This is a genomic window from Anaerohalosphaera lusitana (assembly GCF_002007645.1).
Lineage (GTDB): Bacteria > Planctomycetota > Phycisphaerae > Sedimentisphaerales > Anaerohalosphaeraceae > Anaerohalosphaera > Anaerohalosphaera lusitana.
Genome location: NZ_CP019791.1, coordinates 729,080 through 755,829 on the forward strand (window position 1 = coordinate 729,080; position 26,750 = coordinate 755,829).

Annotated in this window: 20 protein-coding genes; 14 read left to right on the forward strand and 6 right to left on the reverse strand. The window is 53.8% G+C overall.

Translation table 11 applies throughout. The features are described 5' to 3' along the window. Positions 1-148 precede the first annotated feature (148 nt). The 7 genes from STSP2_RS03195 (at position 149) to STSP2_RS03225 (ending at position 11,324) form a co-directional block, all read left to right on the forward strand. Positions 149-2,443, forward strand: coding sequence for a glycosyl hydrolase family 95 catalytic domain-containing protein (locus STSP2_RS03195; RefSeq protein WP_146659789.1), 2,295 nt, complete (start codon positions 149-151; stop codon positions 2,441-2,443). Between the two features lie 358 nt (positions 2,444-2,801). After that, the gene (locus tag STSP2_RS03200; RefSeq protein WP_146659790.1) at positions 2,802-4,199 is read left to right on the forward strand and encodes a sensor histidine kinase; all 1,398 of its coding nucleotides are present in this window, start codon (positions 2,802-2,804) and stop codon (positions 4,197-4,199) included. 128 nt (positions 4,200-4,327) lie between these two features. Next, positions 4,328-5,530 carry a bifunctional glutamate N-acetyltransferase/amino-acid acetyltransferase ArgJ gene (argJ, locus tag STSP2_RS03205; protein ID WP_146659792.1) on the forward strand — a complete coding sequence of 401 codons (1,203 nt, stop codon included), beginning with the start codon at positions 4,328-4,330 and terminating at the stop codon, positions 5,528-5,530. A 423-nt stretch (positions 5,531-5,953) separates the two neighbouring features. Then, positions 5,954-8,395 carry a sodium-translocating pyrophosphatase gene (locus STSP2_RS03210; RefSeq protein WP_146663987.1) on the forward strand — a complete coding sequence of 814 codons (2,442 nt, stop codon included), beginning with the start codon at positions 5,954-5,956 and terminating at the stop codon, positions 8,393-8,395. Between the two features lie 169 nt (positions 8,396-8,564). Next, positions 8,565-8,927: a ribosome silencing factor gene (gene rsfS, locus STSP2_RS03215; protein ID WP_169852940.1), complete on the forward strand. Its 363-nt coding sequence runs from the start codon at positions 8,565-8,567 to the stop codon at positions 8,925-8,927. 176 nt (positions 8,928-9,103) lie between these two features. Then, on the forward strand, positions 9,104-10,873 hold the full coding sequence (gene argS / locus STSP2_RS03220; protein WP_146659796.1) for an arginine--tRNA ligase: 1,770 nt from the start codon (positions 9,104-9,106) through the stop codon (positions 10,871-10,873). Positions 10,874-10,913: 40 nt separating this feature from the next. Further along, on the forward strand, positions 10,914-11,324 hold the full coding sequence (locus STSP2_RS03225; RefSeq protein ID WP_146659798.1) for a secondary thiamine-phosphate synthase enzyme YjbQ: 411 nt from the start codon (positions 10,914-10,916) through the stop codon (positions 11,322-11,324). A 671-nt stretch (positions 11,325-11,995) separates the two neighbouring features. On the opposite strand, the gene STSP2_RS03230 is transcribed toward STSP2_RS03225, so the two are convergent. Beyond that, positions 11,996-12,403: a helix-turn-helix domain-containing protein gene (locus STSP2_RS03230; protein ID WP_146659799.1), complete on the reverse strand. Its 408-nt coding sequence runs from the start codon at positions 12,401-12,403 to the stop codon at positions 11,996-11,998. 410 nt (positions 12,404-12,813) lie between these two features. On the opposite strand from STSP2_RS03230, the gene STSP2_RS03235 reads away from it, so the two are divergent. The 6 genes from STSP2_RS03235 to STSP2_RS03260 all read left to right on the forward strand — a co-directional run bounded on the left by STSP2_RS03235 (position 12,814) and on the right by STSP2_RS03260 (position 18,000). Next, positions 12,814-13,908: a DNA topoisomerase IV subunit A gene (locus STSP2_RS03235; RefSeq protein WP_146659801.1), complete on the forward strand. Its 1,095-nt coding sequence runs from the start codon at positions 12,814-12,816 to the stop codon at positions 13,906-13,908. A gap of 56 nt (positions 13,909-13,964) precedes the next feature. Further along, positions 13,965-14,687, forward strand: coding sequence for a YggS family pyridoxal phosphate-dependent enzyme (locus STSP2_RS03240; protein ID WP_146659803.1), 723 nt, complete (start codon positions 13,965-13,967; stop codon positions 14,685-14,687). Between the two features lie 381 nt (positions 14,688-15,068). Then, the gene (locus STSP2_RS03245; protein ID WP_146659805.1) at positions 15,069-15,917 is read left to right on the forward strand and encodes an ATP-binding response regulator; all 849 of its coding nucleotides are present in this window, start codon (positions 15,069-15,071) and stop codon (positions 15,915-15,917) included. Positions 15,918-15,940: 23 nt separating this feature from the next. Then, complete coding sequence (locus tag STSP2_RS03250; protein ID WP_169852941.1) at positions 15,941-16,333, forward strand: response regulator; 393 nt, start codon at positions 15,941-15,943, stop codon at positions 16,331-16,333. After that, on the forward strand, positions 16,320-16,766 hold the full coding sequence (locus tag STSP2_RS03255; RefSeq protein WP_169852942.1) for a chemotaxis protein CheX: 447 nt from the start codon (positions 16,320-16,322) through the stop codon (positions 16,764-16,766). Before STSP2_RS03250 ends, STSP2_RS03255 begins: the two co-directional genes overlap by 14 nt. Before the next feature lie 40 nt (positions 16,767-16,806). Next, positions 16,807-18,000 (forward strand): PP2C family protein-serine/threonine phosphatase, encoded by a 1,194-nt coding sequence (locus STSP2_RS03260; RefSeq protein WP_146659811.1) that lies wholly within the window; start codon positions 16,807-16,809, stop codon positions 17,998-18,000. Between the two features lie 78 nt (positions 18,001-18,078). Here the strand turns inward: STSP2_RS03260 and STSP2_RS03265 are convergent, their stop codons facing one another. From STSP2_RS03265 to accB, 3 genes are all read right to left on the reverse strand, one after another. Further along, complete coding sequence (locus STSP2_RS03265; RefSeq protein WP_146659813.1) at positions 18,079-20,331, reverse strand: FG-GAP-like repeat-containing protein; 2,253 nt, start codon at positions 20,329-20,331, stop codon at positions 18,079-18,081. Between the two features lie 295 nt (positions 20,332-20,626). After that, positions 20,627-21,970 (reverse strand): acetyl-CoA carboxylase biotin carboxylase subunit, encoded by a 1,344-nt coding sequence (gene accC, locus STSP2_RS03270; RefSeq protein WP_146659815.1) that lies wholly within the window; start codon positions 21,968-21,970, stop codon positions 20,627-20,629. A 57-nt stretch (positions 21,971-22,027) separates the two neighbouring features. After that, entirely contained in the window at positions 22,028-22,522 is a 495-nt protein-coding gene (gene accB, locus STSP2_RS03275) for an acetyl-CoA carboxylase biotin carboxyl carrier protein (RefSeq protein ID WP_146659817.1), read from the reverse strand. 335 nt (positions 22,523-22,857) lie between these two features. On the opposite strand from accB, the gene STSP2_RS03280 reads away from it, so the two are divergent. Further along, positions 22,858-24,726 (forward strand): bifunctional homocysteine S-methyltransferase/methylenetetrahydrofolate reductase, encoded by a 1,869-nt coding sequence (locus STSP2_RS03280; RefSeq protein ID WP_146659819.1) that lies wholly within the window; start codon positions 22,858-22,860, stop codon positions 24,724-24,726. Positions 24,727-24,804: 78 nt separating this feature from the next. Here the strand turns inward: STSP2_RS03280 and STSP2_RS03285 are convergent, their stop codons facing one another. Both STSP2_RS03285 and STSP2_RS03290 read right to left on the reverse strand, forming a co-directional pair. Continuing rightward, positions 24,805-26,178: a multiheme c-type cytochrome gene (locus tag STSP2_RS03285; protein WP_146659821.1), complete on the reverse strand. Its 1,374-nt coding sequence runs from the start codon at positions 26,176-26,178 to the stop codon at positions 24,805-24,807. Between the two features lie 17 nt (positions 26,179-26,195). Continuing rightward, positions 26,196-26,741 (reverse strand): cytochrome c3 family protein, encoded by a 546-nt coding sequence (locus tag STSP2_RS03290; RefSeq protein WP_205847985.1) that lies wholly within the window; start codon positions 26,739-26,741, stop codon positions 26,196-26,198. Positions 26,742-26,750 lie beyond the last annotated feature (9 nt).

A 26,750-nucleotide genomic window follows, 5' to 3' on the forward strand; every position in this document is an offset into this window, starting at 1 on the left:
TGCAGGGACGTTTGCGTGCAGCCCCGGAGTCGGTGATCGGCTTCGGGGTTTTTTTAATGTCTGCAGCTATTTCATGTCAGGGCTTGAAGTATTAGTTGGGTGTGCTATAATTGTCTTTTCGATCAACTTTATAATTGAAAGGGCTATTATGTTGCGGATCCGGGTTTTGTGTGTGCTGGTTTGTGTTGTGCTGGGTTTTTGCGGGGTTTGTGTTGGGGGCGTGGAGATGGAGGTTGACTGGGCGGAGTATATCAGTGAGCAGGACCCGGTTTGGGAGGCGATGCCGAAGCGGTGGTATGATGCGCCGTTCATGGGTAACGGTATGCTGGGCACGCTGGTACGGCAGAGCGGGGATAAGCAGGTTCGCTGGGATGTTGGGCGGACCGATGTGCAGGACCATCGGATGAATGATGATTATACGGTGCGGGCCCCGGAGATACTTAACCGGGGGCGTGTGCCGATCGGGCATTTTGTGCTGGATACGGAGGGGGATATCGAGGGAGGAAGTTCGCGGATACATCTTTGGGATGCGGAGGCGACGGGTGAGATCGGGACCAGTGAGGGCAGTGTGAAATGGCGGACGCTGGTGCATGCTGACGATATGGTTTACATGGTCGTGCTGGAGGGCGAAGGGAGGGAGAGTTCGCCCGAGCTGCGGTTCGTGCCGGAGCGTGCTGAGAGTACGAGGTATACGCGGAGGAAAGGCGGGCTTAAGAAGGAATTCGTTGAGAATTATACGCCGAACCCGGAGCCTGTGATCGGTGAGCGGGCGGACGGCGTGACGGTTTGTGTGCAGGATATGGTAGCGGGCGGTGAGACCGCGACTGCATGGTGGAGCGGGGTCGAGGACGGCAAGCGGGTATATTTTGTGACTGTGCAGCATACGTATCCAGGTAAGGATGCGGATGGGCTGGCGGTTGCGGAGCTAGCTAAGGTGCGGGGTCGTGACCGGGAGGATTGGATCGGCGAGCATCGGGGGTGGTGGCGCGATTATTACAAGCAGAGTTTCGTTTCGATATCGGATCCGGTGTGGGAGAGCTTTTACTGGATACAGATGTATAAGCTGGCCTGTGCGACGCGGGCCGATCGTGCGCTGATCGACAACCAGGGGCCGTGGCTGCAGCCGACGGGGTGGAACGGCACGTGGTGGAACTTGAATATTCAACTGAGTTATTCGCCGGTGGCGCAGGCGAACAGATTAGGTATCGGTGAGAGCCTGACGAATCATCTGCAGGATAACTTTCAGACGCTGGTGAATAATGTTGCGGAGGAGTATCGCAGCGATTCGGCGGGTTTGACGCGGAATACGGGCAATGATCTGATAGGCAAGGTCGGTGAGCCGGGCGGTTGGGGGTATGGGCCGGCAGATATCGGAAGCGAGGTGGGGAACCTGACGTGGACGTGTCATAATGTGTGGATGATGTACAGGTACAGTATGGATGAGGAGTTGAGGGATGAGCTGCTGTATCCGCTGCTGAGGCGTGCGGTGAATTATTATCGCCATTTTTTGTATGAGGGTGAGGACGGGAGGCTGCATCTGCCAGAGACGCATTCGCCCGAGTATGGGAACGCTGAGGATGCGAATTATGATCTTGCGTTGATCAAGTGGGGATGCAGGACTTTGCTGGAGCTGGCGGATGAGCGCGGCAAGACCGATCCGCTGGAGGATGAATGGCGGAGGATACTGGATGAGCTGGTTGAGTTTCCGGTGAACGAGAACGGATTTATGGTTGGTCGGGGAGTCGGGTTCGATAAGAGTCACCGGCACTGGTCACATATGCTGGCGGTGTATCCGCTGCGTATTGTGACGCCGGAGACCGAGGCGGGCGAGGAGCTCATACGGAAGTCATTGAAACGGTGGCACAGCTTTAAGGGGGCGCTGGTTGGGTATTCGTATACCGGGGGTGCGAGTTTTTCGGCGCTGCTTGGGAATGGTGACAAGACGCTGGAATATCTCAACGGGTTCAAGCGGTACATGGGCGATAGCACGATGTATTATGAAGGCGGCAGGCGTGCGGGGTTGCCTGTGATGGAGACGCCTTTGCATTGTTCGGAAGCGATACAGGAGATGCTGCTGCAGAGCTGGGGCGGTAAGATACGGGTGTTCCCTGCGATGCCGGACGCGTGGGGCGAGTCGATGTTCCATGATATGCGTGCGGAAGGTGCGTTCCTGGTCAGTGCTGAGCGGGATGAGGGCGAGACGGAATGGGTCCGTGTTAGGAGCCTGGCCGGGGAGCGGTGCGTGGTTCGGTGCGATTTGGATGAGCCGCGTGCGACGGTCGGGGGTAAGGAGCGGGAACTGAAGGAGCTGGAGCCGGGCGTGTATGAGGTAGAGCTGGCTGAGGGCGAGGAGGTGTTTATATTCGCTGAGGGTGAGGATGAGTTTGAGGTCGAGCCTGCGGATGACGAGGGCGGTGACGAGCATGCGTGGGGTGTGAAGTGAAGCAGGTGAGATCTGCTGGTTGGATTGTTTTTGTCGTGCCTTAGGGGTATCTCGTCTGAATGGCCGTGAGCTGAGGGGGAGTCTTAATGGCACCTCTAAGAATTCATTTTGGCGGTCAATCGCATCTTTTTGGTTCCGAGCGGCGTCAGCCAAAAACCGCTTAGCGGCAACTAAAGCTGATTTGTCTTTCTTGCCTGAACGCAAAAATTTTCTACTTGCCGCTCAAAAGCAATTATTAGAGCTTGCCTTTATTTTTGCATTGTTGTTTGCAAAATGCCGAAAAAGCTTACAATAGTCATGATGTTTGCTTCGTTGGCCTTCGGGCCGGCAGTTTGGTTTTAGCGGCCAGTTATTATAAATGCAAAAGGCAAGACAGAACAAAAGTTATGCTCTTATCATCGCGTTTGTTTATGCGTTGTTCGGGGTTGTTTGGATTTTGTTTTCGGACAGGATGCTTGCCGACTTTGCGCAGACGCCGGAGGAGATGACGCGGCTGCAGACGTATAAGGGGTGGTTTTATGTTGTGATGATGTCGATTGTGGTGTATCTGCTTGTTCGGGCGGGAGAGAGACGGCTGCGACGTGGTCATTTCAAAGAGCTTGAAATGGCGGAGCGACTGCGGGAGCAGGAAGAGAAATACCGTTCGCTGGTGGAGACGACTTCGGACTGGATATGGGAGATCGACTCGGATTGTGTGTGCACGTACTGCAGTCCCAAAGTGAGAGATATACTTGGGTATGAGCCTGAGGAGTTGCTTGGGAAGAAGCCGTTTGAATTTATGCCTGAACAGTTAGCGGGTCGGGCCAGGAAAGTGCAGATGGAGGCGATACAGGAATGTAAGCCTTTGACAGCGTTAGAGTATATCCTTTATGATAAGCAGGGCAGGGGGGTGGTTCTGGAGGTGAGCGGGGTTCCGATCACGGATGATGTCGGGGATGTGGTGTCTTTTCGCGGGGTGGCGCGTGATGTGAGTGAGCGTAAACTGGCCGAGCAGCAGCGGGAAAAACTGGTCAGACTGCTCGAGCTTAAAAACCAGGAGCTGCAGGATATTGTCTATGTTGCTTCACACGATCTGCGTTCTCCTCTTGTGAACATTCTTGGTTTCAGCGGCGAGCTTTCTTCGTCCTGCGAGCGTTTACTGAAGGCCCTGGAAGAGGAAGATTCCGGCAGCGAAGAGATCGAATCTGTAATCCGGGACGAGATAAGGGAGTCTCTTGGGTTCATTACAGTCAGTTCGAAGAAGATGTCTAATCTGCTGGACGGTATGCTGCAGGTTTCGAGGATCGGAACGACTGAGGTTGAGAAAGAGGCGGTTGACATGAAGAGGGTGGTTGATGATGTTCTTTCGACAATGCGGTATAAGCTTAAAGAGGACGGGATGGAGGTCCATGTGGATCAGTTGCCGGACTGTATGGGTGATCGACAGTTAGTGGACAGGGCCTTTAGCAATATCATTGATAATGCTGTGAAGTATCGCGACAGGACGAGGAAGGGCGTGATCAGGATATCGGGCGAGCTTGAAAACGGGATGAGCATTTACTGCATAGAGGATAACGGCGTGGGGATCGCGAGGGAACATCAGGCCAATATTTTCAAGATATTTCACCGGCTCGAGCCGGAGGGTGAGACGAAAGGAGAAGGGTTGGGGCTGACGATTGTGAGGAGGATTGCGGACAGGTTGGACGGGCGTGTTTGGGTCGAATCGGAGCCGGGCGAGGGGAGCAGGTTCTATATTGCCTTGCCGGGGGTTTCGTGAGGTTTATTACCCGTCAGAATTTATAGTCTGGACAGTCAAGCCATTGTGATTATCATGTATAGAAGCGGTTTTGAAACAGCTTCTTGATACATTCTACTTGTTTTGAGATTTTCATGTGAGGTTTTTTGATGGCTAATATGAGTGTTACTGCGGCGAAGGGGTTTACGGCTTCCGGTGTTGCCAGCGGGGTCAAGCGTTCGGGGAAGCTGGATCTTGGGCTGGTGGTGTGTCCGGAGGGCGCGAAGGCGGCTGGGGTGTTTACGACGAACAAGATAGTTTCGCCTGCGGTTGAGGTCTGCCGTGAGCATATTCGGCGGGGCAAGGTTTATGCGGCTGTGGTCAACAGCGGTAACGCGAACTGCTGTACGGGTCAGGCGGGGATGGATGATGCGGTCACGATGTGTCAGGTGCTGGCGGGGGAGATGGGTATCCAGCCGGGGCAGGTGCTGATCGCGTCGACGGGAATCATTGGTGAGAAGCTGCCTATAAACAAGGTCAAGGGCGGGATATTCAGCGCGATAAGCGAGCTCAAGGACAGCGGTGCGGCGGGGGATCGGTTTGCCGAGGCGATAATGACGACGGATATGCGTGCCAAGCAGGCGATGCGGCAGTTCAAGATCGGCAGCAAGGTCGTGACGGTCGGCGGGACCGCGAAAGGCGCGGGGATGATCGGGCCGAACATGGCGACAACGATCTGCGTGCTGACGACTGATATGGATATTTCGAAGGGGCTGCTGGGCAAGGCGCTGCGGGATGCGATCGGCGGGTCGCTGAACAAGCTGACGGTGGACGGGCATCAGAGTACGAACGATACGGCGCTGCTGCTGGCCAGCGGTGCGGCTGGGAACAAGCCGGTTAGCAAACAGGGGACGAATTACCGGAAGTTCGCAAAGGCTGTGCGGGAGGTTTGCGAGGACCTGACGAAGCAGATGGGGCTTGACGCTGAGGGTGCGACGCGGATATTCAAGGTCGAGGTGAAGGGCGCGGCGAGTCAGGCGGAGGCCGGGCAGGCAGCGCGGGCGGTTGCGGATTACGATCTGGTCAAGTGTGCGGTGCACGGCGGGGACCCGAACTGGGGGCGGATAATCTGTGCGGTCGGTTCATGCGGAGTGAGGCTGAAACCTGAGAAGCTGACGTGCAGGATCGGCGGGGTGACGGTGTTCAGGAACGGTCAGCCTACACGGTTCGACCGCAAGAAGGTGAGCGAGATCATCGGTCAGCAAGAGCATGTTATCAGTATCGATCTCGGGGCCGGTAGAGGCGAGGATTTCTGCTGGGGATGTGATCTGAGCAAAGATTATGTAACTATAAATGCTGATTATCATACGTGATCATGCGTTGGGGCGTTCATAAAGTTCGAATTATGAAGTATTTGCGCGAAGTTGAGTGCCTTTTATTGTGCCGGGCGGGACAAAAACTTTACTGATAGTACTGATAATCTGCATAAAACTCTTGAAAACTGCCGATTGTGGGTTACACTGTGGCCAATTTATACCCTCACGGCGAAGACGTACGATGGTACGCCAGTGGGGAAACTGTACGCGCTGGGAGCATCAAAGGGCGACAATTTTGTAGAGAGTGGTTAATTTCGAGTCCGCGTTGGGCTCTATTTAAATGTTTTTCGCGATATGAATGGTGCGGAGCACTTCCGATGGTCGGGGGGACGCATTGTTCGGTCGGGAGAGAAATTAAGATTAAGTGAAAGGAAAAGGACCGTGAAAACACTTGGTAAGTCATTGGCAATGGTACTGCCCATGTTGGCATTTACCGGAACAGTGCTTGCTGCTGAAGAGGGCGGTGCCGGCGGCAGTGCGATCGAACTGATCTGGTGGATCGCGCCGATAGCAGCGCTGATCGCTCTGGGCTTTGCAATTTACTTCTATAAGAAGGTAATGGAAGCTCCGGAAGGAACGCCCAGGATGATCGAGATCGCAAAGGACGTTCGCGAGGGCGCCTACGCTTATCTGTTCAGGCAGTATAAGGTTGTGACGATCGCTTTCGCAGTATTGCTGGTCATTTTTGCGATCCTGTCCTACATGGGTGTTCAGAACCCGTTTGTGCCGGTCGCGTTCCTGACTGGTGGTTTCTTCAGCGGTCTGTGCGGCTTTTTGGGCATGAAGACAGCGACGAACGCTTCTGCACGTACCGCACAGGGTGCGAGCGAGGGCCTGAACAGGGGTCTGCAGGTTGCATTCCGCAGTGGTGCTGTAATGGGTCTGGTCGTTGTTGGCTTTGGTCTGCTGGATATCACGCTGTGGTTCTGGATTTTGGACAAGCTCATCTATACGACAGAGCATATGGAGAGCGGCCTGAAGTTCCTGGGTCTGTGGCTGGTCAAGCCCGGTACCGATGAACATCATAAGCTGGTTGAGATCACCACTACAATGCTGACTTTCGGTATGGGTGCATCTACTCAGGCGTTGTTCGCACGTGTCGGCGGCGGTATCTACACTAAGGCTGCTGACGTTGGTGCAGACCTTGTTGGTAAGGTCGAGGCCGGTATTCCTGAGGATGACCCGCGTAATCCTGCTACGATCGCTGATAACGTTGGTGACAACGTTGGTGACGTTGCCGGTATGGGTGCTGACCTTTACGAGAGTTACTGCGGTTCGATCCTTGCGACGGCTGCTCTGGGTGCCGCACTGCCCCTGGCTTCGTTCAAGGGTAACGGCATGACTCCTCTGCACGCAGTTATGGCTCCTATGATCGTTGCGGGTATCGGTATTCTGCTTTCGATCATTGGTATCTTTATGGTTAAGTGCCGTGAAGGTGCTTCGCAGAAGAATCTGCTCAAAGCCCTGCTGACCGGTACGCTGGGCAGCTCGGTATTCATCGTTATCGCGCTGATCATCATGGCCCTGCTGGGCTGGATCACCTGGGGTATTTTTGGTTCCGTTATTTCCGGTCTGCTTGCCGGTGTGATCATCGGACAGTTGACCGAGTACTATACTTCTGATGAGTACGGCCCGACGAAGGGTATCGCAGATCAGGCCCAGATGGGTCCTGCGACGACGATCATCGACGGTTTTGCGACCGGTATGTACAGTGCAGGTTTCCCGGTTATCACAATCGTGATCGGCATTCTGTGTGCGTTCGGTTTTGCGGGCGGCTTCTCAGATGTGAGCATGGGTCTTTACGGTATCGGTTTCGCGGCTGTCGGTATGCTGGCGACGCTGGGTATCACTCTTGCTACCGACGCTTACGGCCCGATCGCGGATAACGCGGGTGGTAACGCCGAGATGAGTGGTCTGGATCCGCAGGTTCGTGAGAGAACAGACGCACTTGACAGTCTTGGTAACACGACTGCTGCGACCGGTAAGGGTTTTGCCATCGGTTCGGCTGGTCTGACGGCAATGGCTCTGCTGGCCGCGTATCTCGAAGAGGTACGTATCTGGGCGGGCAAGCTGGCACAGCAGGCTGAGGCAGGCATTTACAAGGTCGGCGACGTTGTATTCTTCCAGGGTACAGCCAACGACGGCATACCTGAGAAGGTCCAGGCGAGCTTTGATTCGCTCAAGGCTACGGCGGAAGGCGCGAGTCTGAAGTTGGTCGGTACTTATGATGCTATCATGCCTGACTTTGTTGAAGCATATAATCTGACTATCATGAACCCGAAGCTTATCTGCGGTCTGTTTATTGGTAGTATGATGGCGTTCGTATTCTGTGCGATGACCATGAAGGCAGTCGGCCGTGCGGCTGGTGCTATGGTTAACGAAGTACGCCGTCAGTTCAAGGAAAAGCCCGGAATCATCGAAGGAAAAGAGAAGCCTGACTATGCACGCTGTGTTGCGATCTCGACTGCCGGTGCCCAGAAGGAAATGGTACTGCCATCGACTATCGCGATCCTGGTTCCTGTATTGACAGGTCTGATCCTCGGTGTTGCAGGTGTACTCGGTATTCTGGCTGGTGGTCTGGTTTGCGGTTTCGCACTGGCTATCACGCTTAACAATGCCGGCGGTGCCTGGGACAATGCCAAGAAGTACATCGAAAAGGGTCACTTCGGCGGTAAGGGCAGTGAGGCTCATAAGGCTGGTGTCGTTGGTGACACTGTCGGTGATCCGTTCAAGGATACATCCGGTCCGAGCCTTAACATCCTCATCAAGCTGATGACGATGGTAAGCGTTGTATTCAGTGGTGTGGTTGTCAAGTTCGCACCAGCTATTGCCGGTCTTCTCGGAATGGGCGGCAGCAACTAAGCGAATTGTTTTGACGCTTACAACGAAGTGATGTAGTCTATAGGGGTGGCCTGGTGACGGGTCACCCCTTTTTGTGTTTATGTCGGGGCGGGTTGTCCCTGTTGGTGAGTCGGCCTTTACGGCGGCTGGTAAGTTTGTTTGGAATTTGAGATTATAAGAGAGCGAATAGTTGGTTGAAAAACAGGTAATGGACAATAAGGAGTTCGCGTTCGAGGCGGCGAAGATCGCGGCTGGTCTGAACTGCACGGACGTGAAGGTTGTGGATCTGCGGGGCAAGAGTCCGGCGACGGAATTTTTCGTTATTGCGACCAGTACGAGTGCCAGACAAAGCAGGACGGTCGCGGATGATATAGACGATTTTGCCGAAGAGGCCGGCCATGCTAGGTACGGCAGGGCGGGTTACGATATCGGCAGATGGATACTGCTGGATTATGTGGATGTCGTGGTGCATGTGTTCGATGCCGAGAGCCGGGACTATTATCAGCTCGAGTCGCTGTGGGGCGATGCTAAGGAGTATGCGGTAGCTGAATAGGGCTGGGCGTATTCGGTAACATGTGTACAGTCGAGAAGAACGGGGGTATTGAAGCGATTACACGGCGGCTGGGAATTACGGCTTGCCGTTGATCTGGTTTTGGGTGAGCTGTTGGTTTCGTTTGGTTTGGGATTGCCACGTCGCTTTCAGCTCCTCGCAATGACAAGGGAAAACGTATGAAGACGATTGTTGAGATACTTAGCGGGCGGGTTAGTGAAGCGATGGAGAAGGTGACCGGCGAGGCTGATTGCCAGGCGCTGGTTCGGCAGAGTCAGGATGCGCGGTTCGGCGATTATCAGTCGAACGGTGTGATGGGGCTTGCGAAGAGGCTCAAGACGAATCCGCGCGAGCTGGCGGGCAAGATCGTGGCGGAGCTGGATGTGAGCGATATGTGTGAGGAGCCGGAAGTTGCGGGCCCGGGGTTTATCAACTTTACGCTGAAGAACGAGTTTATCGGCGGTCGTCTGGCTGGGATGGATAAGGATGCGGCTGGGCGGCTTGGTATCGACAGTACGGAGGAGGCTAAGAAGGTGGTGGTCGATTTTTCCGCGCCGAATATCGCCAAACAAATGCATGTGGGACATTTGCGGAGTACGATCATTGGGGACTGTATCTGCAGGCTGATGGAGTTTCGCGGGCACGAGGTCGTCAGGCAGAATCATATCGGCGACTGGGGGACGCAGTTCGGGATGCTGATCGCGTATCTAAAGGACGAGAACCCCGAGGTGATCGATAAGCCCGAGACGGTCGAGATAGCGGACCTGGAGCAGTTTTACAAGAATGCGAAAAAGCGGTGCGACGAGGATCCGGCATTCGAGGCGAAGGCGCGGAGCGAGGTGGTCAAGCTGCACAATCATGCTGAGGATACGCTGACGGTGTGGAAGCATATCGTTGACGAATCTCGGAAGCATTATCAGCCGATCTATGATATGCTGGGTGTTGACCTGGATGAGAGCAATGAGCGGGGCGAGAGTTTTTATGCGGATCGGCTTGCGGGTGTTGTCGAGGAGCTGAAGACCAGGGGCGTTGCGATCGAATCGGAAGGCGCGGTTTGCGTCTTTCCGGAGGGTTTCAAGAACAAGGAAGGCGATCCGCTGCCGTTCATCGTGCAGAAGTCGGACGGGGCGTTTTTGTATGCGACGACGGATATGGCGGCGCTGCAATATCGGCTCAGGGAGCTGGGGGCGGATAAGGTTATTTATGTCACGGACGGTCGGCAGCAGCTTCATTTCAAGATGCTGTTCGCGAGTGCGAGGATGGCGGACTGGGTGAGCGAGGATGCAGAGCTGATGCATGTGTGGTTCGGGACGATGCTTGGCGAGGACGGCAAGCCTTTCAAGACGCGGTCGGGCAAGACGATCAAGCTGCGGGATCTTTTGAGCGAGGCGGTCGAACGGGCGCGCGGTGTGGTCGAGGAGAAGAACCCGGGGCTGAATGACGAACAGAAGGATCAGGTCGCGAGGGCGGTCGGGATCGGTGCGGTCAAGTATGCGGATTTTTCGAATAATCGCACGACGGACTATGTGTTCAGCTTTGACCGGATGCTGTCGATGGACGGCAATACCGCGCCGTATATGCAGTATGCGTATGCGAGGGTGAAGTCGATCGAGCGGAAGGCGGAGGAAAAGGGCGTGGACATCGCGGCGGAGGTTGAGAGGCTGGGTGCGCTGAATGTGAGTGAGCCGGCGGAGGTCGAGCTGGGCAAGCATATCATGCGGTATGGCGAGGCGATCGCGTCGGCGAGTGCGGACTGTCGGCCGAATTTTTTGACGTCATATCTGTATGATCTGGCGCAGAAGTTCAGCAGCTTTTACAGTGCGTGTCCGGTGCTGGGGGCGGATGAGGATAAGCGGGCTACGCGGCTGGTTCTGTGTGATCTGACGGCGAACGTGATACGGCACGGGCTGAGCGAGCTGCTTGGGATCGATGTGGTTGAGCAGATGTAGAACGGACCTGGAAGGACGTCAAGATTTTGAGGATACAAGTATGAAAATTTATGACGAAGTGGTAGATGTCAGGACGAATAAGCGTAACGATATGATAGACATTACCGCGAAGGTGCGGGATGTTGTGGTTAAGTCGGGTGTGGCGAACGGTGACTGTATCGTTTTCTGCAAGCATACGACGGGCGGGGTGACGATCAATGAGAACGCGGACCCGGATGTGGTGCATGATGTGCTGCTGACGCTGGATGAGCTGGTGCCTGAGCATCGGACGGGGTACCGGCATGGCGAGGGCAACAGTGATTCGCATGTGAAGAGTTCGCTGGTGGGGTGCAGTGAGCAGGTGCTGATAAAGGACGGCCGGCTGGTGCTGGGTACGTGGCAGGGGATATATTTCTGCGAATTCGATGGGCCGAGGAGCAGGAAGGTGGTTGTGCAGGTTCGCGGGGAGTAGCTGGGGGCAGTTTCGTTTGGAATCTCGTTTGCACGGACGCTGTAAAGTTACCGGCGTTCAGGTAGATTCTTCGGTAATATGCGGCGCAGCGGCAGGAATTTCTGATGCTATTATGGGCGGTGCATGATCATAGCGCATAAAAATGGCGAGGTAGCAGAGCCGTCTGGGGGGGAAAACGGTTATCTACTTTGCCTCGCCGAGGTTTATAGTAAAAGCTACATGAGCTTTACATTCAACATGCTGTAGTATATCCCGCGGGGTAATCCCTGTCAACAGGGTAGGGGTAAATTTTCTGCAAAAAATCAGGGAAATTATGGTTATTTCCGTAGTGGAGGCTACTGATGGGGCTCGGGTTATGACGGTTTTATGGGTTTTGCAACCGGTTGCTTGGGTTGTGGACTTAAAAGGCTCGCAAAGGTTGACTGGGCTGTTTGTGGTGGTAGGGGGACGATTGGGGGTGAATGTATGCAAAAGGCCCGCGCTGGTGAGCACGGGCCTTGAAGATGTCTTTGCCTGGTTACGCTGAACCTGAAAAGCCGTTTGAATCGGGGGATTCAGCGTAATAAACAGCATTTTTATAAGTGCAAAACCTTACCCTGGCAACCGTCTATATATACGCGTAACAGTATATAAAGGCCGTCTGATAAAGCAGATTACACTTATGCAAAGCGTTATTTATTAACGGTATAACCTTTGCCGCGGACGTTGCTGAAGCAGTTAAACTTGTTGAGATAAACTGAGACGGTCGCGGGAGAGAGGCCTGTCTTTTTGGCGATCTCTTCTTTTTTCATTGGCTTTGATCCCATTACTTCTACCAGCTTGTACGGACCCGTGCCTTTTTCGGGCATATCTGGTTTGGCCTTTTTGGCTCTGCCTCTGCCGCGAGTCTTGCGTTTGCGGGTGGCTTTGGGCTTTGCTGACGGAGTACCGATCAGGTCGTTGATCTGACTGTCGATCTTTGTAACTTTTTCCATCAGTTCGGATCTTTTAGCCTGAAGGTCAGCCAACTGATCGAATTTGCCGGCCTTGTCCATAGTCGCCTGTAGTTCGTTCATCATCGTTTTGTTCATCTTTGCCATTTCTCTGTTCCTTTTGAATTTAAAAGCACATGTCAATTCCTTTATTAATATATAACACTGATTCGGCTATTTAGCAAACTTTATATAGTACTGATATTTTATTTTATATACGAGTATTATTGAGATGCCCAAGTCAGGTTCATGTGCGTATTCTGCTGTGATCTTGCGATTCGGTCTCTACTTCGTCAAAGTGTGTCGCTGGTTGTTGAAGCTGTTGGATTAAGCGCTTGAACGTTGGTGCGGTTTAGCTTAAATTATGGACTATATCTGTGATTGCGGGTTTTCCGTCATTTGAGCGGCCGATTCAGGCAATCGGGTGTAAAGCAGGGGTATTCAAGGATTTTACCAGAGGCAAACATTTCGGCCGGCAGCGAGGCTGTGGTCGTGATTGATATTTTGGAGTTTACTGCATGGCAAAGCGGAAGAATATACCGATTGAAGAGCGAATAATAGAGAATGCCAGGGGTGTTCACGGCAAGATCGTCAAGAGCCAGAAGCCGACGATGAGTACGCCGGTTCGTTCCCTATCGAACGTGAAATACGATACGAAAAAGGGCTTTTTCCAGATCATGGGCAAGAGCAAGCTGCGTACGCTTACGGTGAGTACGTGCAAGGCGTTTGCTCAGACGCTGAAGATGATGGCGCTTTCGAAAGAGCTGATCGATACGGATGATATCGCGACGAAGAGGGAAGCGTATTATATTTCGAAGAACTGGGGCAAGGCAGGTTTTTCGGATCAGCCCGAGTCGGACACGATCATGGACGATGTGGAAGCGATGTTTACGGTAAATCGTGAGCAGCTAAAGTTCGTGCCTGAAGAGAAGGGCGGTGACATCGCCGGAAACCTGATCGTGATGGACAAGGACAGCAAAGGCCGAAAGCTCAAGATCGACTGTACGAAGTTCGGCAGCGGCGCTTATTCGATCCCTAGCAGTGTCGAGGAGCTGAAATTCAAGAGCGATGCGAAGTTCATACTGGCGATCGAGACGGCTGGTATGTTCCAGCGGCTGGTGAAGTATGATTATTGGGCGAAGCAGAACTGCATACTGGTAAGCATGGGAGGCGTGCCGACGCGTGCGTGCAGGCGGTTTATCAGGCGTTTGAGCGATGAGCTCAAGATCCCTGTCTACGCGTTTGTGGATGGTGATCCGTACGGGTATTTCAATATTTATCGTACTCTGAAGGTGGGCAGCGGTAATGCGGCCCATATCAATGAGTTTTTCTGCGTGCCGAAGACGCGTTTTCTGGGTGTGACGCCGCAGGATATCAAGGATTACGGTCTGCCGACGCATCCGCTCAAGGAGGTGGACATCAAGCGGGCGAAAGATGCGCTCAAGAACGATCCGTTCGTCAAACATCACAAGAAATGGCAGGCTGCGATCAATCAAATGCTCAAGATGGGCGTTCGTGTCGAGCAGCAGGCGTTTGCGAAGCACGGGCTGGACTTTGTGGTCAACGAGTATTTGCCTGCGAAGTTGAAGAAGACGTCTTCGTTCCTGCCTTGATGGCTGCGAAGATCTCGTTTACAGTACCGGGAGTTGAGAAAATCTGATGGGTGATTATGTCTGAGATAGCTGATAGACTTGAGAAGATAGAACAAAATATTTGTGCGGCGTGTGAAAGGGCCGGCCGAACAAGGGAGAGTGTGAAGCTGGTTGTGGTCACCAAGACCGTTGGGACGGAAGAAATACGTGAAGTGATCCAGCAGGGGTATACGGACCTGGGTGAGAGCCGAGTGCAGCATCTCAAGGATGTCGCGGAGGGAGTTGATGAATATCTTACGATCAACAGAGGCCGTTCCGGTGTTCCTGCAGGGGTTAAGTGGCACATGATAGGTCATCTTCAGCGGAACAAGGTGAAAAAGGCGCTGAAGTACTGTTCGAGCATTCAGTCCGTCGATACGCTTCGGCTTGCCGAGGAGATCAATACGAACGCGGGCAAGCAGGGGCTTCGGCCGGACGTGTTCATTCAGGTAAACTGCAGCGGAGAATCGCAGAAGTACGGTGTGCCCGTCGGGGCGGCCGGGCATCTGGCGGAGCAGATCGAGACGATGGGCAACCTTCGGCTGGTGGGTTTGATGACGATGGCACCGCTTACGAAGGATGATGGTGTGATACGGAGTTGTTTTGCACGTGCGCGAGAGGTTTTCGAGGACATTCGAAGGGATGGCCTTGCGGGGTCGCAATTCAGACACTTGAGTATGGGGATGAGCCAGGATTACCAGATCGCAGTTGAAGAGGGGGCGACGGTGCTGCGGGTCGGCTCGGCAATTTTTGCTGGTTGAGCTTCTGATAGCAGCGCGGAACTGAGGTTGGGGGCAGATCACTTATATCGGACGTGGGATCGGTCCGCGCCTGCATCAGGCCGTCCTATAAACACTTTGCGGTCGGCCAAAAATCGGGTTGAAATGGCTGGATATGGGGTGCGCGCAGCGTTTACGGGGTGATAACAGGGGGTGTGTCGAGTCTTGCGTTAGTTTTGCGGGGTATGGCAGGGGTTTATCATTATGGAGGGTTTCATTTTTACCGAAACTGCAAATGATGCCGGTTTGCGTACGGTGATAAGTAATTGTGATCATGAAGATCTTACGGCTCGCCATGGAGCTGGTAAGCAAATAACTATACGGCAGTTTCATTGAGAACAGCTTTTTTGACAGGTGTTGCAAATGGGTGAACCAAATTTAAGTGGTTTAAAGAATGGGGTATTCCCGCGGGTCAGCAGCGTTGACCGCAGTGAGATCATAGGTGATCTGTGGGAGTTTTATGTGGATTCGACTACTTCGCTGCTGACCGATCTGGAAGCTGCTGCGATATCTCTGGAGTCAGAGGGCAGTGTCGAAGAAGACGCTGCGGACATACGCCGGATACTGCATTCGGTAAAAGGTGATTCGGGTGTGAGCGGTCTTAATGACGTTTACTCTCTCTGCCATGAAGTTGAAGGTCTTTTTGATGAAATGGCTGATGAGCCCAGGGCTGCTGCGGATATGATACTGCGTGTGAAGGACTGGATCTCAAACGTGATCGAATTCATTGCCAGTGGCGAGTTCGAGGAGCCCGAGTTTGAGCAATCACAAGCCGAGTCGGAACCGGGAAAGCTTCGTGCGCTGGTTGTTGATGATGATCCGCTTTGCCGTAAGCGGGTCGAGATGATCATTTCGCCGTATTTTCATTGCGATTTCGCTGTGACGGGTCTGGAGGGGCTGCAGAAGTTTGAGCGCTCCCTTGGATCTGGTAACAGATATGACCTGGTTACCCTTGATATCAACATGCCCGAACTTGACGGGCATCATACACTTCAGGCTATCCGTTCCCTTGAGAGCAAAAACGGTATCGAAGGGCTGGACGGGGTCAAGATCATCATGAGTACGAGCTGTGATGAGTCGGAACACGTCTTCTCGGCTTTTCGGCAGGGTTGTGAGGCATATGTAATAAAACGAGAAATGGGCGAGAAACTTCCCGAGCAGATGGTCAAGCTAGGTCTTTTGAAAGTTACACCTACCTATTCAATTCGATAATGGATCAGATGAAGGATTCTGATATGAGTAACAATATTCTGATAGTTGACGATTCAGTGCTGATGCGAGCCGCTCTTAAACGAACCATCGATATGGTTGATTTGGAGATTGGCTCGGTGTTTGAGGCTGGTGATGGTGAAGAGGCCCTGGCGGTGATCGAGAAAGAGCGTGTCGATCTGATACTCTCTGACCTGAACATGCCGAATATTGGCGGTGTAGAGCTTGTTGAGAAGCTCAAGCACGACGAACGTTATGCCCAAATACCGATCGTGGTCATCTCGACTGAGTCGAGTGAGGTTCGCGTTGAAGATCTGATGGAGCAGGGTGTCAGCGATTTTCTGCATAAACCGTTCAGGCCCAACGAATTTCGCGATGTGCTTATCAAGAATCTGGGGGTGTGTCATGGCAACAGCTAATTGCAGCAATGTCATAAGAGAGTCGCTGGTTCAGGCGTTGGAGACGATGGCATTCATGACGGCGGAAGAGTCAATGGATGTGCCGACTGAAGAAAATGCAATCGTCACGGCAGTGGATTTTGAAGGACCCGTCAGCGGGAGGATATTTCTGTGGGCAGGGATGGAGTTCGCGCGGGAGTTCGGCCAGAATCTCAGCGGCGGATTTGAGATCGCCGACGAGCATTGTGTGGACGGACTTAGCGAACTGCTCAATGTTACTTGCGGGCTGGTTTTGCCTATGGTAGCGAGTTCGCCGACAGATACGTTCGACATGAGAGTTCCGAGAAGGGTTGCAGAAGGCAATGAGGACTGGGAAATATTTGTGAGCGGGGATGAAGTAATTCGACTGAATGTAGAGGGACATCCCGTGGCGGTCAAGATGGTGCTGCGGTAGATTTGAGAAAAGAAGGACAGATAAATCATAGAGGCTTGTGATGTCAGAGACGGATTTGCTTAAGGCTTTGGGAATACAGACGGCAACAAGTGATGTTGTATTTTGCGGAGTGGCTGACCCGGGTAAGGAGCTCGGTGAATTGCTTGATTCAGGCGGCTTGAGCTGGGGGTGTGCCAGTGTTGATAAGATAGTTGACTACCTGGAGGGCGACAGTCGGCCGGGGACGATCGTACTGGATACGCGGGGTATGAACGTTGCTCAGCGAGAGAAAGTCGGACTTGTGATCAAAAGTCTCGAGAGCAGAGGCGTGGCGACGATATTCGTTAATGACGCCATCGGATTTTCACTGGACGAATTCGAGCTGGCGACGAAGGTCAGGGATTTTGATGCTGCGGAACTGATCGGGCGCATCGAAAGTAATGTGGCGTATGCAAAGGCGATGAAGGGCATGCTTGCCAGGAATCGCAAGGCGGTTGTAGATGAGACGGCGGAGGATCGAGCCCAGCAGTTGCGGATGGCGGGTCAGGTTCAGAGGGATTTTCTGCCTTCGCGTTTGCCGCATGCCGAGCATATCAGGTGGGCGACTTTGTTTGAGCCTGCCGATTGTGTGAGCGGTGATATTTATGACGTGCAGAGGCTCGATGAGCAGCATATTGGATTTTACCTGGCGGATGCGGTAGGGCATTCGATGCCGGCGGCGCTGCTTACGATGTTTCTGAAACAAGCCATAGTGATGCGTGAGACGAAGGGCAACGATTACAGGATCTTCGGCCCGCTTGAGGTGATGCAGCATTTGAACAAGAGGATGACGGAGCAGCAGTTGAGCGGATGTCTGTTTGCAACCTGCTGTTATGGTCTGCTGAATATGCGTACGCTGCAGATGAGTTACTGCAGGGCGGGGCATCCGTATCCGATACTGAAACGTCCGGGTTGTGAGCCCGTGATGTTCGAGGGCAAGGGAGGCCTGCTGGGTGTGTTTGAGGGGGGAGAATTCAGCCAGGAGCTTGTGCAGCTCGCGAAGGGGGATAAGCTGTTCATGTATTCGGATGGGGCTGAGCCCTTGATTGGAGAGGTGGACGAGAAGGGGCAGATGGAAATGAGCAGCGAGTTCAAGGATATTCTGAAGCTGGGGGTGGAGGACCTGGTAGGGGAGTTCGACAAGCTGAGGATGCGAGAGCTTAAGAGTGGTTACGAGAAGGATGATGTGACGGTAGTCGCGCTGGAAATCCGATAAGAGACTGAGCATAAAAAGCAAAAGGCCCGGTCTGAGTCGCAGACGCGGGCCTTTGTCGTAACTGTGCTTGTGCAGTATTTAATTTGCGGTGAGCCAGTTTTCGGCCAGTATGCTAAGGTCACTCAGGTTTACCTGGTAGTCAAAGTTGAGGTCTCCGACAGGATAATCATTCTGCCATGCCAGGCGGGGCAGGTCCCTCGCGGTGAACTTCCAGATAGGCGTTGCGAAATCGTATCCGTTCGAGACGAATGTCGAAAGCGTAGCCATCTCGATGCTTGTAAGGCCTGTTCCTTCGCCGCTGATTTCCTGTCCAGAGGATTCGGTGTCCCAGAAGCAGCCGGAGACGGTGTTGGGTTGTTCGAGAACAGAGTAGCCGACAAGTCCGCCGACGTAGCTGCTGCCCGATACCGCACCGGTGGAGAAGCAATTTTCGATAGTGCTGTTTGTTGCTGAACCGATAAGTCCGCCGACTATGTTGGCCCCAGCCACTTCGCCAACTGCATAGCTGTTCGCTGCGGAAGCGTTATGAGAACCGACAAGGCCGCCTGTTGTGCTTGCGTTGTAGATGTCCACGTCGGTCATGCATTGATCTATGAACGCATCGCCTGCAGTGTAGCCAACCAGCCCGCCGACTCGATTGCCGCCTGTGATCATGCCGGTTGCAGAACACTGTTCAACGGTCCCGCCGTACATCAGAGCTACGAGCATGCCGACATGATAGGATGAGGTGCTGACAGTAAGCGAGCAGTTCTCGATGTGCAGATCGGTTATCAAACTGCCCGAAGCAAGGTACGGGAACAATGCCACATTGCTTGTCTCGCCGAAGTCAGCGACGAATCCGCTGATGGAATGGTCTCCGCCGTTGAAGGTTCCGGTGAAGGGCAGATTCGCAGGGTCGCTTGGTGCGATATAACGGCCGATGCCCGTGACGTACTCGGGCGTGTAGCCGGACAGATCGATGTCGCGAAGCAGTATGAACGATTTGTTCCAGTCGTAATCGCGTTCCATCAGGGTGAGCAGGTCGTATGCGTCGAATATTACGAACGGATTTTCGACAGTGCCGGAACCGCCGCTGTAGTTGTTGTCGCACGCATCACCCATGCCGTCGCCGTCTCGGTCCGCCTGTGAGGGGTTGGGCGTATCGATGCAATTGTCGGTCCTGTCGGGGACGCCGTCGGAATCAGCATCGGCTTCGAACCCGAAGTAGCCGTAACTGTATTTGTAGTTTGGATGACTTTGAGCGAATATTTCGCAGTCGTCATCGCCGTCAATATCGCCGCCGAACGCAAGTGCATAGCCTAGGTGGTAACCGCCGCTTTCGTAATTGTCAAGGCTGTTCGAGGGTACTGAATCGTTTCCGTAAAAGATGAAAATACGACCATAATTATAATCGCTGATGGCGATATCATCGTAGCCGTCGTAGTTATAATCGCCGCCACCGGCAACACGCATTCCAAAGTAGCTATTACCCTGGAATGTCTGAACCGGTCCTGTCACGCCTGAGCTGCTTCCATAGAAGAGATAGGCGTAACCGTAGCCGGCACCTATTATGACATCATCATAGCCGTCACTGTTCATGTCGCCTGCGGTCGATACGGATCTGCCGAAGTTGTTGCCTATAAAATGCGTCCAGGGGGTTGAACTTGTTCCGGTGTTGCTGCCATAATAGACGAACGCCCTGTTACCAAGTGATCCGATCACGATGTCATCATAGCCGTCTGCGTTGACGTCTCCTGCGCATGCGGTCTGCAGGCCGAAATAGTTTATGCCTTGGTATAATCTTTCGTCCGCGTTTTGATTTGATGCGTTTGCAACGGGCCCGCTTTCAGAACCATAGAAAACATATACAAGTTGGTTTGTGAAATGACTTATGAGTACATCGTCGTAGCCATCGTTGTTGATGTCGCCTGCGCCGCTCACATACTGCCCGCCGACGCCGGTTGCCTGCCAGTAATTTGATGTGCTTATGCCGTCCGCCGAGCCGTAATAGATGTACGCTCTGCTTATGCTTCGTGCACCGATGATGACGTCGTCATAGCCGTCACCGTTTACATCGCCTGCGCTCGAGACAGTGTAGCCGAATTGGCCTCCTGCTGGGCTCTGGATCTGTGTAGTTGTAGACAGCGGTGTCTGGCCTCCGTAAAACACCATAGCGGAGGACTGCTGGTAATTGCCTATGATGATGTCATCATAGCCGTCAGCGTTTACGTCGCCGGCACTGCGAATCGAGCCTGCATCAGTGGCTGGTAAACCGCTGAACGTCCAATCATAGGCTTGGCATGTTGAAGCCATGAGCAGTACTGCAAATAATAATGTCCCTTGTACCTTCATAAATAACCCTCCTAAAGAGTAAAAAAGATAAACCAGTATACCAACGATTGCCGTATGTCTGCAATAGCAAGCTGTATTAAGGGCGGTCGATATCTGTTTGGGGGTTCGGAGCAAAGCGGGAAAACTTGTGTGTGGTTTTTTCGGTAAGGTGCGATAATAACGGCTGTCTTGATGATCGGATAGGTTTTTGCGTGGTTTGCAACGCAATCAAAAGGCCCGCGTTCGATCGCTCAAACACGGGCCTTTGAATTATTGGATACGTCGCCCTTTCGGGTGATATTTTTTACGGCAATCCTTACAATTGCATGTGCTTTTCGATGAAGCTTGTGTCGAAGTCGTTTTTGGAAAACAATCTGTGGTTGATGATCTCGCGACAAAGCGGGATGGTCGTCTTTATAGGATCGACTACAAATTCATCGAGGGCACGAGTCATGGTTGAGATAGTCTCGGCGCGTGTGTTCTGATGTACGATCAACTTACAGACCATCGAATCGTAGTATGGTGAGATCATCATGCCCTGGTGCAGATACGTGTCGTTTCGAACGCCCGGGCCTCCCGGCGGAATGAACGTTTCGATCCTGCCTGGTGATGGGGCGAAGTTTCGGTCGGGGTCCTCTGCGTTGATACGGCACTCGATGGCAGAGCCTTGCAGCTTGATGTCTTTCTGGCGGATGTCGAGTGTCTGGCCGGAGGCGACCTTAAGCTGCCACTTGATCAGGTCCTGGTTGGTGACCATCTCGGTGACAGGGTGCTCAACCTGAATACGGGTGTTGACTTCGATGAAGTAGAAGTTCTTATCCTTGTCCAGCAGGAACTCGACTGTAGCTGCGCCTGCGTACTCGGTCTGTTTGACGACTTTGATAGCGGCCTTGCAGAGATCCTCGCGGAGCTTGTCATCGAGAACGGGGCAGGGCGCTTCTTCGATCAGCTTCTGATGGCGCCGCTGAACGGTGCAGTCCCTTTCGAAGAAATGCAGAGCGTTGCCGGCCTTATCTGCGACGACCTGAACCTCGACATGGCGAGGCTGAACGATAAATTTTTCGATGAAGATCTTACCGTTGCTGAAGGACGCTTCGGCTTCGGCTTTTGCGGACTGAAAAGCTGTACGCATGGAGATGTCGTTATGTACGACACGCATGCCTCGACCGCCGCCGCCTGCCGCCGCCTTGAGGATGATCGGGTAGCCGATCTTGTTGGCGAGCTTGATGGCTTCGTTTTCGTCTTTGATCTCGCCTTCTGATCCGGGTACGGTTTTGACGTGTGCCTTCTTTGCGATCTCGCGGGCGGCGACCTTGTCACCGAGCATCCGCATGGATTCGGCAGACGGGCCTATGAAACCGATCCCGCAATCTTCGCATACTTCGGCGAAGTGGTCGTTTTCGGCGAGGAAACCGTAGCCTGGGTGGATCGCTTCGACGTCCGTGATTTCGGCGGCGCTGATGATGCGCGGGATGTTGAGATAGCTTTCCAGTGCGTTGGCCGGGCCAACGCAGACTGCTTCGTCGGCGAGTTTTAAGTAAGGAGCGTCTTTGTCAGCTTCGGAATATACCGCGACTGACTGGACACCGAGCTCCTTGCACGCCCGAATGATCCGGAGTGCTATTTCGCCCCTGTTTGCAATGAGTATTCTTGAAAACATAGATCACACCTGTTTAGTGTATTTTTTTGATATAGTCCGTGGAACTGCAACGGCCTCTTAGTCGGGTTTGACCTTGAAGAGCGGCTGGCCGTATTCGACAGCTTCTCCTGCTTTGCGGAGTACTTCCACGATGGTGCCTGTCGTCTCGGCCTTGATCTCGTTCATAACTTTCATGGCTTCGACGATGCAGACGACTGTGTCAGGATCGACCTTGGAGCCCACCTTGACGTAAGGATCCGAGTCGGGGCTCGGGGCCGTGTAGAAAGTGCCGACCATGGGAGCAATAATCTCGTCGAGTCCTTCGTCCTGGGCCGGTGCGGCTTCTGCCTGTGCAGGTGCTGGTGCAGCGGCCTGGGGAGCGGGTGCCTGCGGCGCGGCTGGTGCGGCGGGCATTGGTACCTGGTTGACGACCGGCTGGGTCGGCTGGGGTCTTTTCAGCAGTATTTTGTTTTCGCCGTCGACGATCTCTATCTCAACGAGGTCATTTTCCTTCATCATCTCGACGAGCTCACGTACTTTTTTGACATCCGTTTCTTTTTTCTTATCTGCCATGAGGAGATACCCTTAATGAACAGTAATATATAGATTCGTCTGGCAAGTATAGTGCTGAAGGACATATTTGCAAGGTTTTTCATGGTTCAGGTCGGTTAAAAGGTCAATGACGGCCATTTTATGGATGAATAGGTCGGGATAGGTGTGTTTTTCCGGCTCTATTTGGCAAAATTGCTTGTAATAACCCGATTTTGCTGTTAATTTGCACAATACTGCTGGGGCAATGCCCCAGTATTTTCGCGGGGGCCGCGGGGCTGGAGGATTTTTTCTATTTCGCAGACTGTTCCACTGCGATATTGGTATATAATGTAACTGCTGTTAAATTGGATGGATGTATGCTAAAAGAAGAACTGCAAAACATTTTACAGCAAAGAGTTATGATAGGCGATGGTGCAATGGGTACCATGCTTTATCAGCGGGGGGTTTTTGTAAACACATGTTTCGATGAGCTGAATCTGACCAAACGTGAGCTTATCAAGAGCGTGCATGCCGAGTATATCGAGGCTGGTTGTGATTTTGTCGAGACCAACACGTTCGGTGCGAATGCCTACAAGCTGGGCAAATTCGGCCTGGTCGACAGTGTTGAAGCTATAAACAAGGCAGGCGTTGAGATCGCGAAGGAAATTGCCCAAGAGCACGAAGTGCTCGTTGCAGGTTCGATCGGTCCGCTGGGCAGGGAAATAGTAGATTTTGGCCCAGATTCGGTCGATGAGATCCGCGGTATTTTCGCGCAGCAGGCGAAGGCGCTGGCTGATGCTGGTGCCGATTTTCTCATGCTGGAGACGTTTTCAAATCCGGATGAGCTGGCGGTTGCTGTTGAGGCTGCGGCAAGTGTTTGCGATCTTGCGATCGTCGCGCAGATCGCGGTCAGTGAGCTTAACAAGACTGTGTACGGCAAGGCGATCGATGAGGCCGTCGGGCAGATAGCTGAGATGGATGCGGTCACGGCGGTCGGGCTCAACTGTGCGGTAGGCCCAGTGGGGATGCTTGCCGGTCTTCAGGCTATCCGCGAAGTGACAGACAAGCCGATCAGCATCGTACCCAACGCGGGTATGCCCAAGGAAATAGACGGCCGGACGATGTACATGTCTACGCCGGAATATATGTCCGAGTACGCCAAGCGTTTCTTTGAGAACGGTGCGCGGATAATCGGCGGATGTTGCGGTACTACGCCGGCACATATTCGCGAAATCGCCAAGGCGGTAAAAGCCGTCGACAAGGCGATGGTCACCGAGCCTGAAAGGCGGGTGGAGGTACACAAGAAGGCCGAAGCTGTCGGGCAGGAGCCCGTGCCGCTGATGCACCGTTCAAAGCTCGGGGCGAAACTTGCGCGGGGGCAGCAGATCACATGTGTCGAGCTGACGCCGCCTCGCGGTGTTGACGTGAGCAAGATGCTCGAAAAGGTCGAGCTTTGCGAGCGGTACGGTATCGATGCGATAAACATACCGGACGGGCCTCGGGCCAGTTCCAGGCTTTCTCCCCTGGTGGCTGCGGCGAAGATACAGGAGCATGCCGACATCGAGGCGATACTGCACGTTTGCTGCCGGGACCGGAACGTGATCGGGATGCAGTCGGATATGCTTGGGGCGCATCTGTTGGGTGTTCGCAATCTGCTGCTGGTGACAGGTGACCCGCCCAAGCTGGGCGAATATCCGAATGCGACGGCAGTCTTCGATCTGGATGCGATCGCACTCACTTCGGTCGTGCACAATCTCAATCGCGGGCTCGACGTTGCGGGCAATGAGCTCAAGGGCACGCTGAGCATGACGGTGGGCGTCGGTGCGAATCCGGTAGCGAGTGAGATGAAACGCGAGATCGATCGGTTCAAGGCAAAGGTTGACGCCGGCGCTGAGTACGCGATCACTCAGCCGGTGTTTGATACGGAGATGCTGTTCGCGTTCATGGAAGCCGTGAAGGATCACAAGATACCGATCATCGCGGGTATCTGGCCGTTCACGAGCTACAAGAACGCCGAATTCATGGCGAACGAGGTGCCGGGCGTTGTTGTGCCTGACGCACTGCTGGAGCGGATGAGCAAGGCGAAAACACGTGAAGAAGGCAAGCGGCTCGGCGTTGAGATCGCACGCGAGATGATCGAAGCGATGGGTCACTGCGTCGACGGTTTTGCCGTAAGTGCGCCGTTCGGTAATGTCAAGGTCGCGCTGGCGGCGTTGGGCAAGATCGGGATCGACGAGATTTCGTAATGATTTTAACCGCGTCCAGCTTCCGGTTTTATGTGCCGGAGCTGGAACGCGGATTTTACTGCTGCAGGGGGAGGCGTACTAATCTTCTCGCATGAAGGCCGGCTTCTCGGTGCTGCCTGTGGCGCCGGGGACCTCGTGCACCTTTGCGGGTTCGCCTGTTTTCATCAGATGGTCGTACTGACGTTCTATTTCCATGTATCGCTGTTTTAGTTCGTAGAAGCCGTGCCACCATGCGTAGTCCGGCGCCATCATCGCCGCACCGAAGCGAGCCCGTCGCCCCTCGTGGTGCCAGAATTCGTACATGTCGAATTCCAGTTCCTGGTCCAGCGGCTTTTCGTCGTCCAGCAGCTTCTTTGCGTAGAGCTGGTCTATCATCTTCTTGGCCGGTTTGTAATAGACCTCGTTGTAGTTTTCGATTGCTTTGTCATAGCGGTCGAAATGGCCGTCCGTCCAGGTCTGCGAATGGCAGGCCAGGCAGACATTTTTCATTTTCTCTCGTTCGGTTTTCCAGTTCGTTTTGGAAGGGAAGGGCTTGAATTCGCTCGGTCGGATGGTGAGCGGGGCCTGCGATTCCCATGCGAGACGTTCGGTTACATCGTGCGTTGTGGCCACGCCGTTGACGCCTGACATGTGACATGTCGAACAGGTCGGTGCGCGGTAGTCCACGCCCGGCGTCCATGTGCCCGGCGCAGAGTCCCAGTTCCATTCGTCGCCCTGGGCGTGATAGATCGCGCCGTGTTTGGATTCTTCATATATCTCGATCTGCGGGTGGTCGGGGCCGAGATGACACTGGCCGCATGCTTCGGGTTTGCGGGATTCTGAGACAGAGAATAGATGCCGGGTGTGACAGCTCGAACAGCTTCCCTTGCTGCCGTCGGGATTAACCCTTCCTACGCCGACGTTTGGCCAGGTTTCGGGATCGAACGTGCCGTCCTTTTGCATCTTGACGACGCTGCCGTGGCAGTGCTCGCAGCCGGTGGATCGTTCGATCGAGTTGTTCATGCCGGCGTTGAGCCACGGGTCGAACTTCCAGATGATCTCGAGCGTATTGGCGTGCTTGCTCTTGCTGTACTCAGCCGCTTCGGCAGGGTGGCATCGCGAGCAGTCTTTCGGGCTGACGATGGGGCTGATGGCGGTTTTGTCGTGTTCGAAATGGCTCTGGCTGATGTCTTCGTCGGCAGCGCCGGCCTGGTGGCAGTCGAGGCAGGTGATGTTTGCGTGTGCGTGTCGGCTCTCGGCCCAGTCGGCGACTATGCCTCGGCTCTCGTCTGCATGACAGGTGATGCACTCGCGGGCGTCTTCGGATACGTCCCGCTCTATGCGGAATGACTTGAGCTTCGGGTCCGGCGGTGCGTAGGTCTTTTCTTCTTCATCATCGGCGGCAAAACCGACGACTGCGGCGACAGCAACGATGGAGCAGCATGCGATTGCGATGTATTTTGTTGAGAGCATAACGGTTCCCTTTCAGATTATGGTGAGAACAGTTTCCGTTTTCGTTCGTGGCCGACGCTTTCATGGCAGGCGACGCAGCGGTTTTCAGGATCGTCGGGGTTGTTGATCGCGGTCTTGTGGGCCTTGAGAGCGGCCGAGCTGGATGGTCTGGTCAGCAGGTCGTCGTGGCAGTAGGTGCATCGGCTGTCGGGCATGTGTTCGAGGACCTTCCGGCGGATCTCCTCGCGGTCGTATTCCGGGCCGAAGTAGTGCATGTAGAAATCCTTGGCGCCCGCGTAGGCCTTTGCGGTCATGTGCGTGAAGTATTTTTCTTTGGGCGGCAGGTGGCACTCGATGCAGTCCACCTCGATGCCCAACTCGTTCGTGCCGTGGGTGGAAAGCTCCCACGTGCGGTAGCTGACCTTCATTTCGTGACAGCGTGTACCGCAGTATTCGGAAGCGGAGGTCGGTTTGGCGGCAGCGTTTATGCCGATAAAGGCAAGCAGAGCGAACGCCAGCCCCGCCAAAAACGCCGGTCCGTATCGCCGAAAGGTCCTCCATGCAAAGGCGTAGATTCTTTTCACCAGTCGCAG

What these genes read in the sequence shown, in the direction of transcription:
- STSP2_RS03195 (WP_146659789.1), top strand. Translation starts at nt 149, where the DNA reads ATGTTGCGGATCCGGGTTTTGTGTGTGCTGGTTTGTGTTGTGCTGGGT.
- STSP2_RS03200 (WP_146659790.1), top strand. Translation starts at nt 2,802, where the DNA reads ATGCAAAAGGCAAGACAGAACAAAAGTTATGCTCTTATCATCGCGTTT.
- argJ (WP_146659792.1), top strand. Translation starts at nt 4,328, where the DNA reads ATGGCTAATATGAGTGTTACTGCGGCGAAGGGGTTTACGGCTTCCGGT.
- STSP2_RS03210 (WP_146663987.1), top strand. Translation starts at nt 5,954, where the DNA reads ATGTTGGCATTTACCGGAACAGTGCTTGCTGCTGAAGAGGGCGGTGCC.
- argS (WP_146659796.1), top strand. Translation starts at nt 9,104, where the DNA reads ATGAAGACGATTGTTGAGATACTTAGCGGGCGGGTTAGTGAAGCGATG.
- STSP2_RS03225 (WP_146659798.1), top strand. Translation starts at nt 10,914, where the DNA reads ATGAAAATTTATGACGAAGTGGTAGATGTCAGGACGAATAAGCGTAAC.
- STSP2_RS03230 (WP_146659799.1), bottom strand. Translation starts at nt 12,403, where the DNA reads ATGGCAAAGATGAACAAAACGATGATGAACGAACTACAGGCGACTATG.
- STSP2_RS03235 (WP_146659801.1), top strand. Translation starts at nt 12,814, where the DNA reads ATGGCAAAGCGGAAGAATATACCGATTGAAGAGCGAATAATAGAGAAT.
- STSP2_RS03240 (WP_146659803.1), top strand. Translation starts at nt 13,965, where the DNA reads ATGTCTGAGATAGCTGATAGACTTGAGAAGATAGAACAAAATATTTGT.
- STSP2_RS03245 (WP_146659805.1), top strand. Translation starts at nt 15,069, where the DNA reads ATGGGTGAACCAAATTTAAGTGGTTTAAAGAATGGGGTATTCCCGCGG.
- STSP2_RS03250 (WP_169852941.1), top strand. Translation starts at nt 15,941, where the DNA reads ATGAGTAACAATATTCTGATAGTTGACGATTCAGTGCTGATGCGAGCC.
- STSP2_RS03255 (WP_169852942.1), top strand. Translation starts at nt 16,320, where the DNA reads ATGGCAACAGCTAATTGCAGCAATGTCATAAGAGAGTCGCTGGTTCAG.
- STSP2_RS03260 (WP_146659811.1), top strand. Translation starts at nt 16,807, where the DNA reads ATGTCAGAGACGGATTTGCTTAAGGCTTTGGGAATACAGACGGCAACA.
- STSP2_RS03265 (WP_146659813.1), bottom strand. Translation starts at nt 20,331, where the DNA reads ATGAAGGTACAAGGGACATTATTATTTGCAGTACTGCTCATGGCTTCA.
- accC (WP_146659815.1), bottom strand. Translation starts at nt 21,970, where the DNA reads ATGTTTTCAAGAATACTCATTGCAAACAGGGGCGAAATAGCACTCCGG.
- accB (WP_146659817.1), bottom strand. Translation starts at nt 22,522, where the DNA reads ATGGCAGATAAGAAAAAAGAAACGGATGTCAAAAAAGTACGTGAGCTC.
- STSP2_RS03280 (WP_146659819.1), top strand. Translation starts at nt 22,858, where the DNA reads ATGCTAAAAGAAGAACTGCAAAACATTTTACAGCAAAGAGTTATGATA.
- STSP2_RS03285 (WP_146659821.1), bottom strand. Translation starts at nt 26,178, where the DNA reads ATGCTCTCAACAAAATACATCGCAATCGCATGCTGCTCCATCGTTGCT.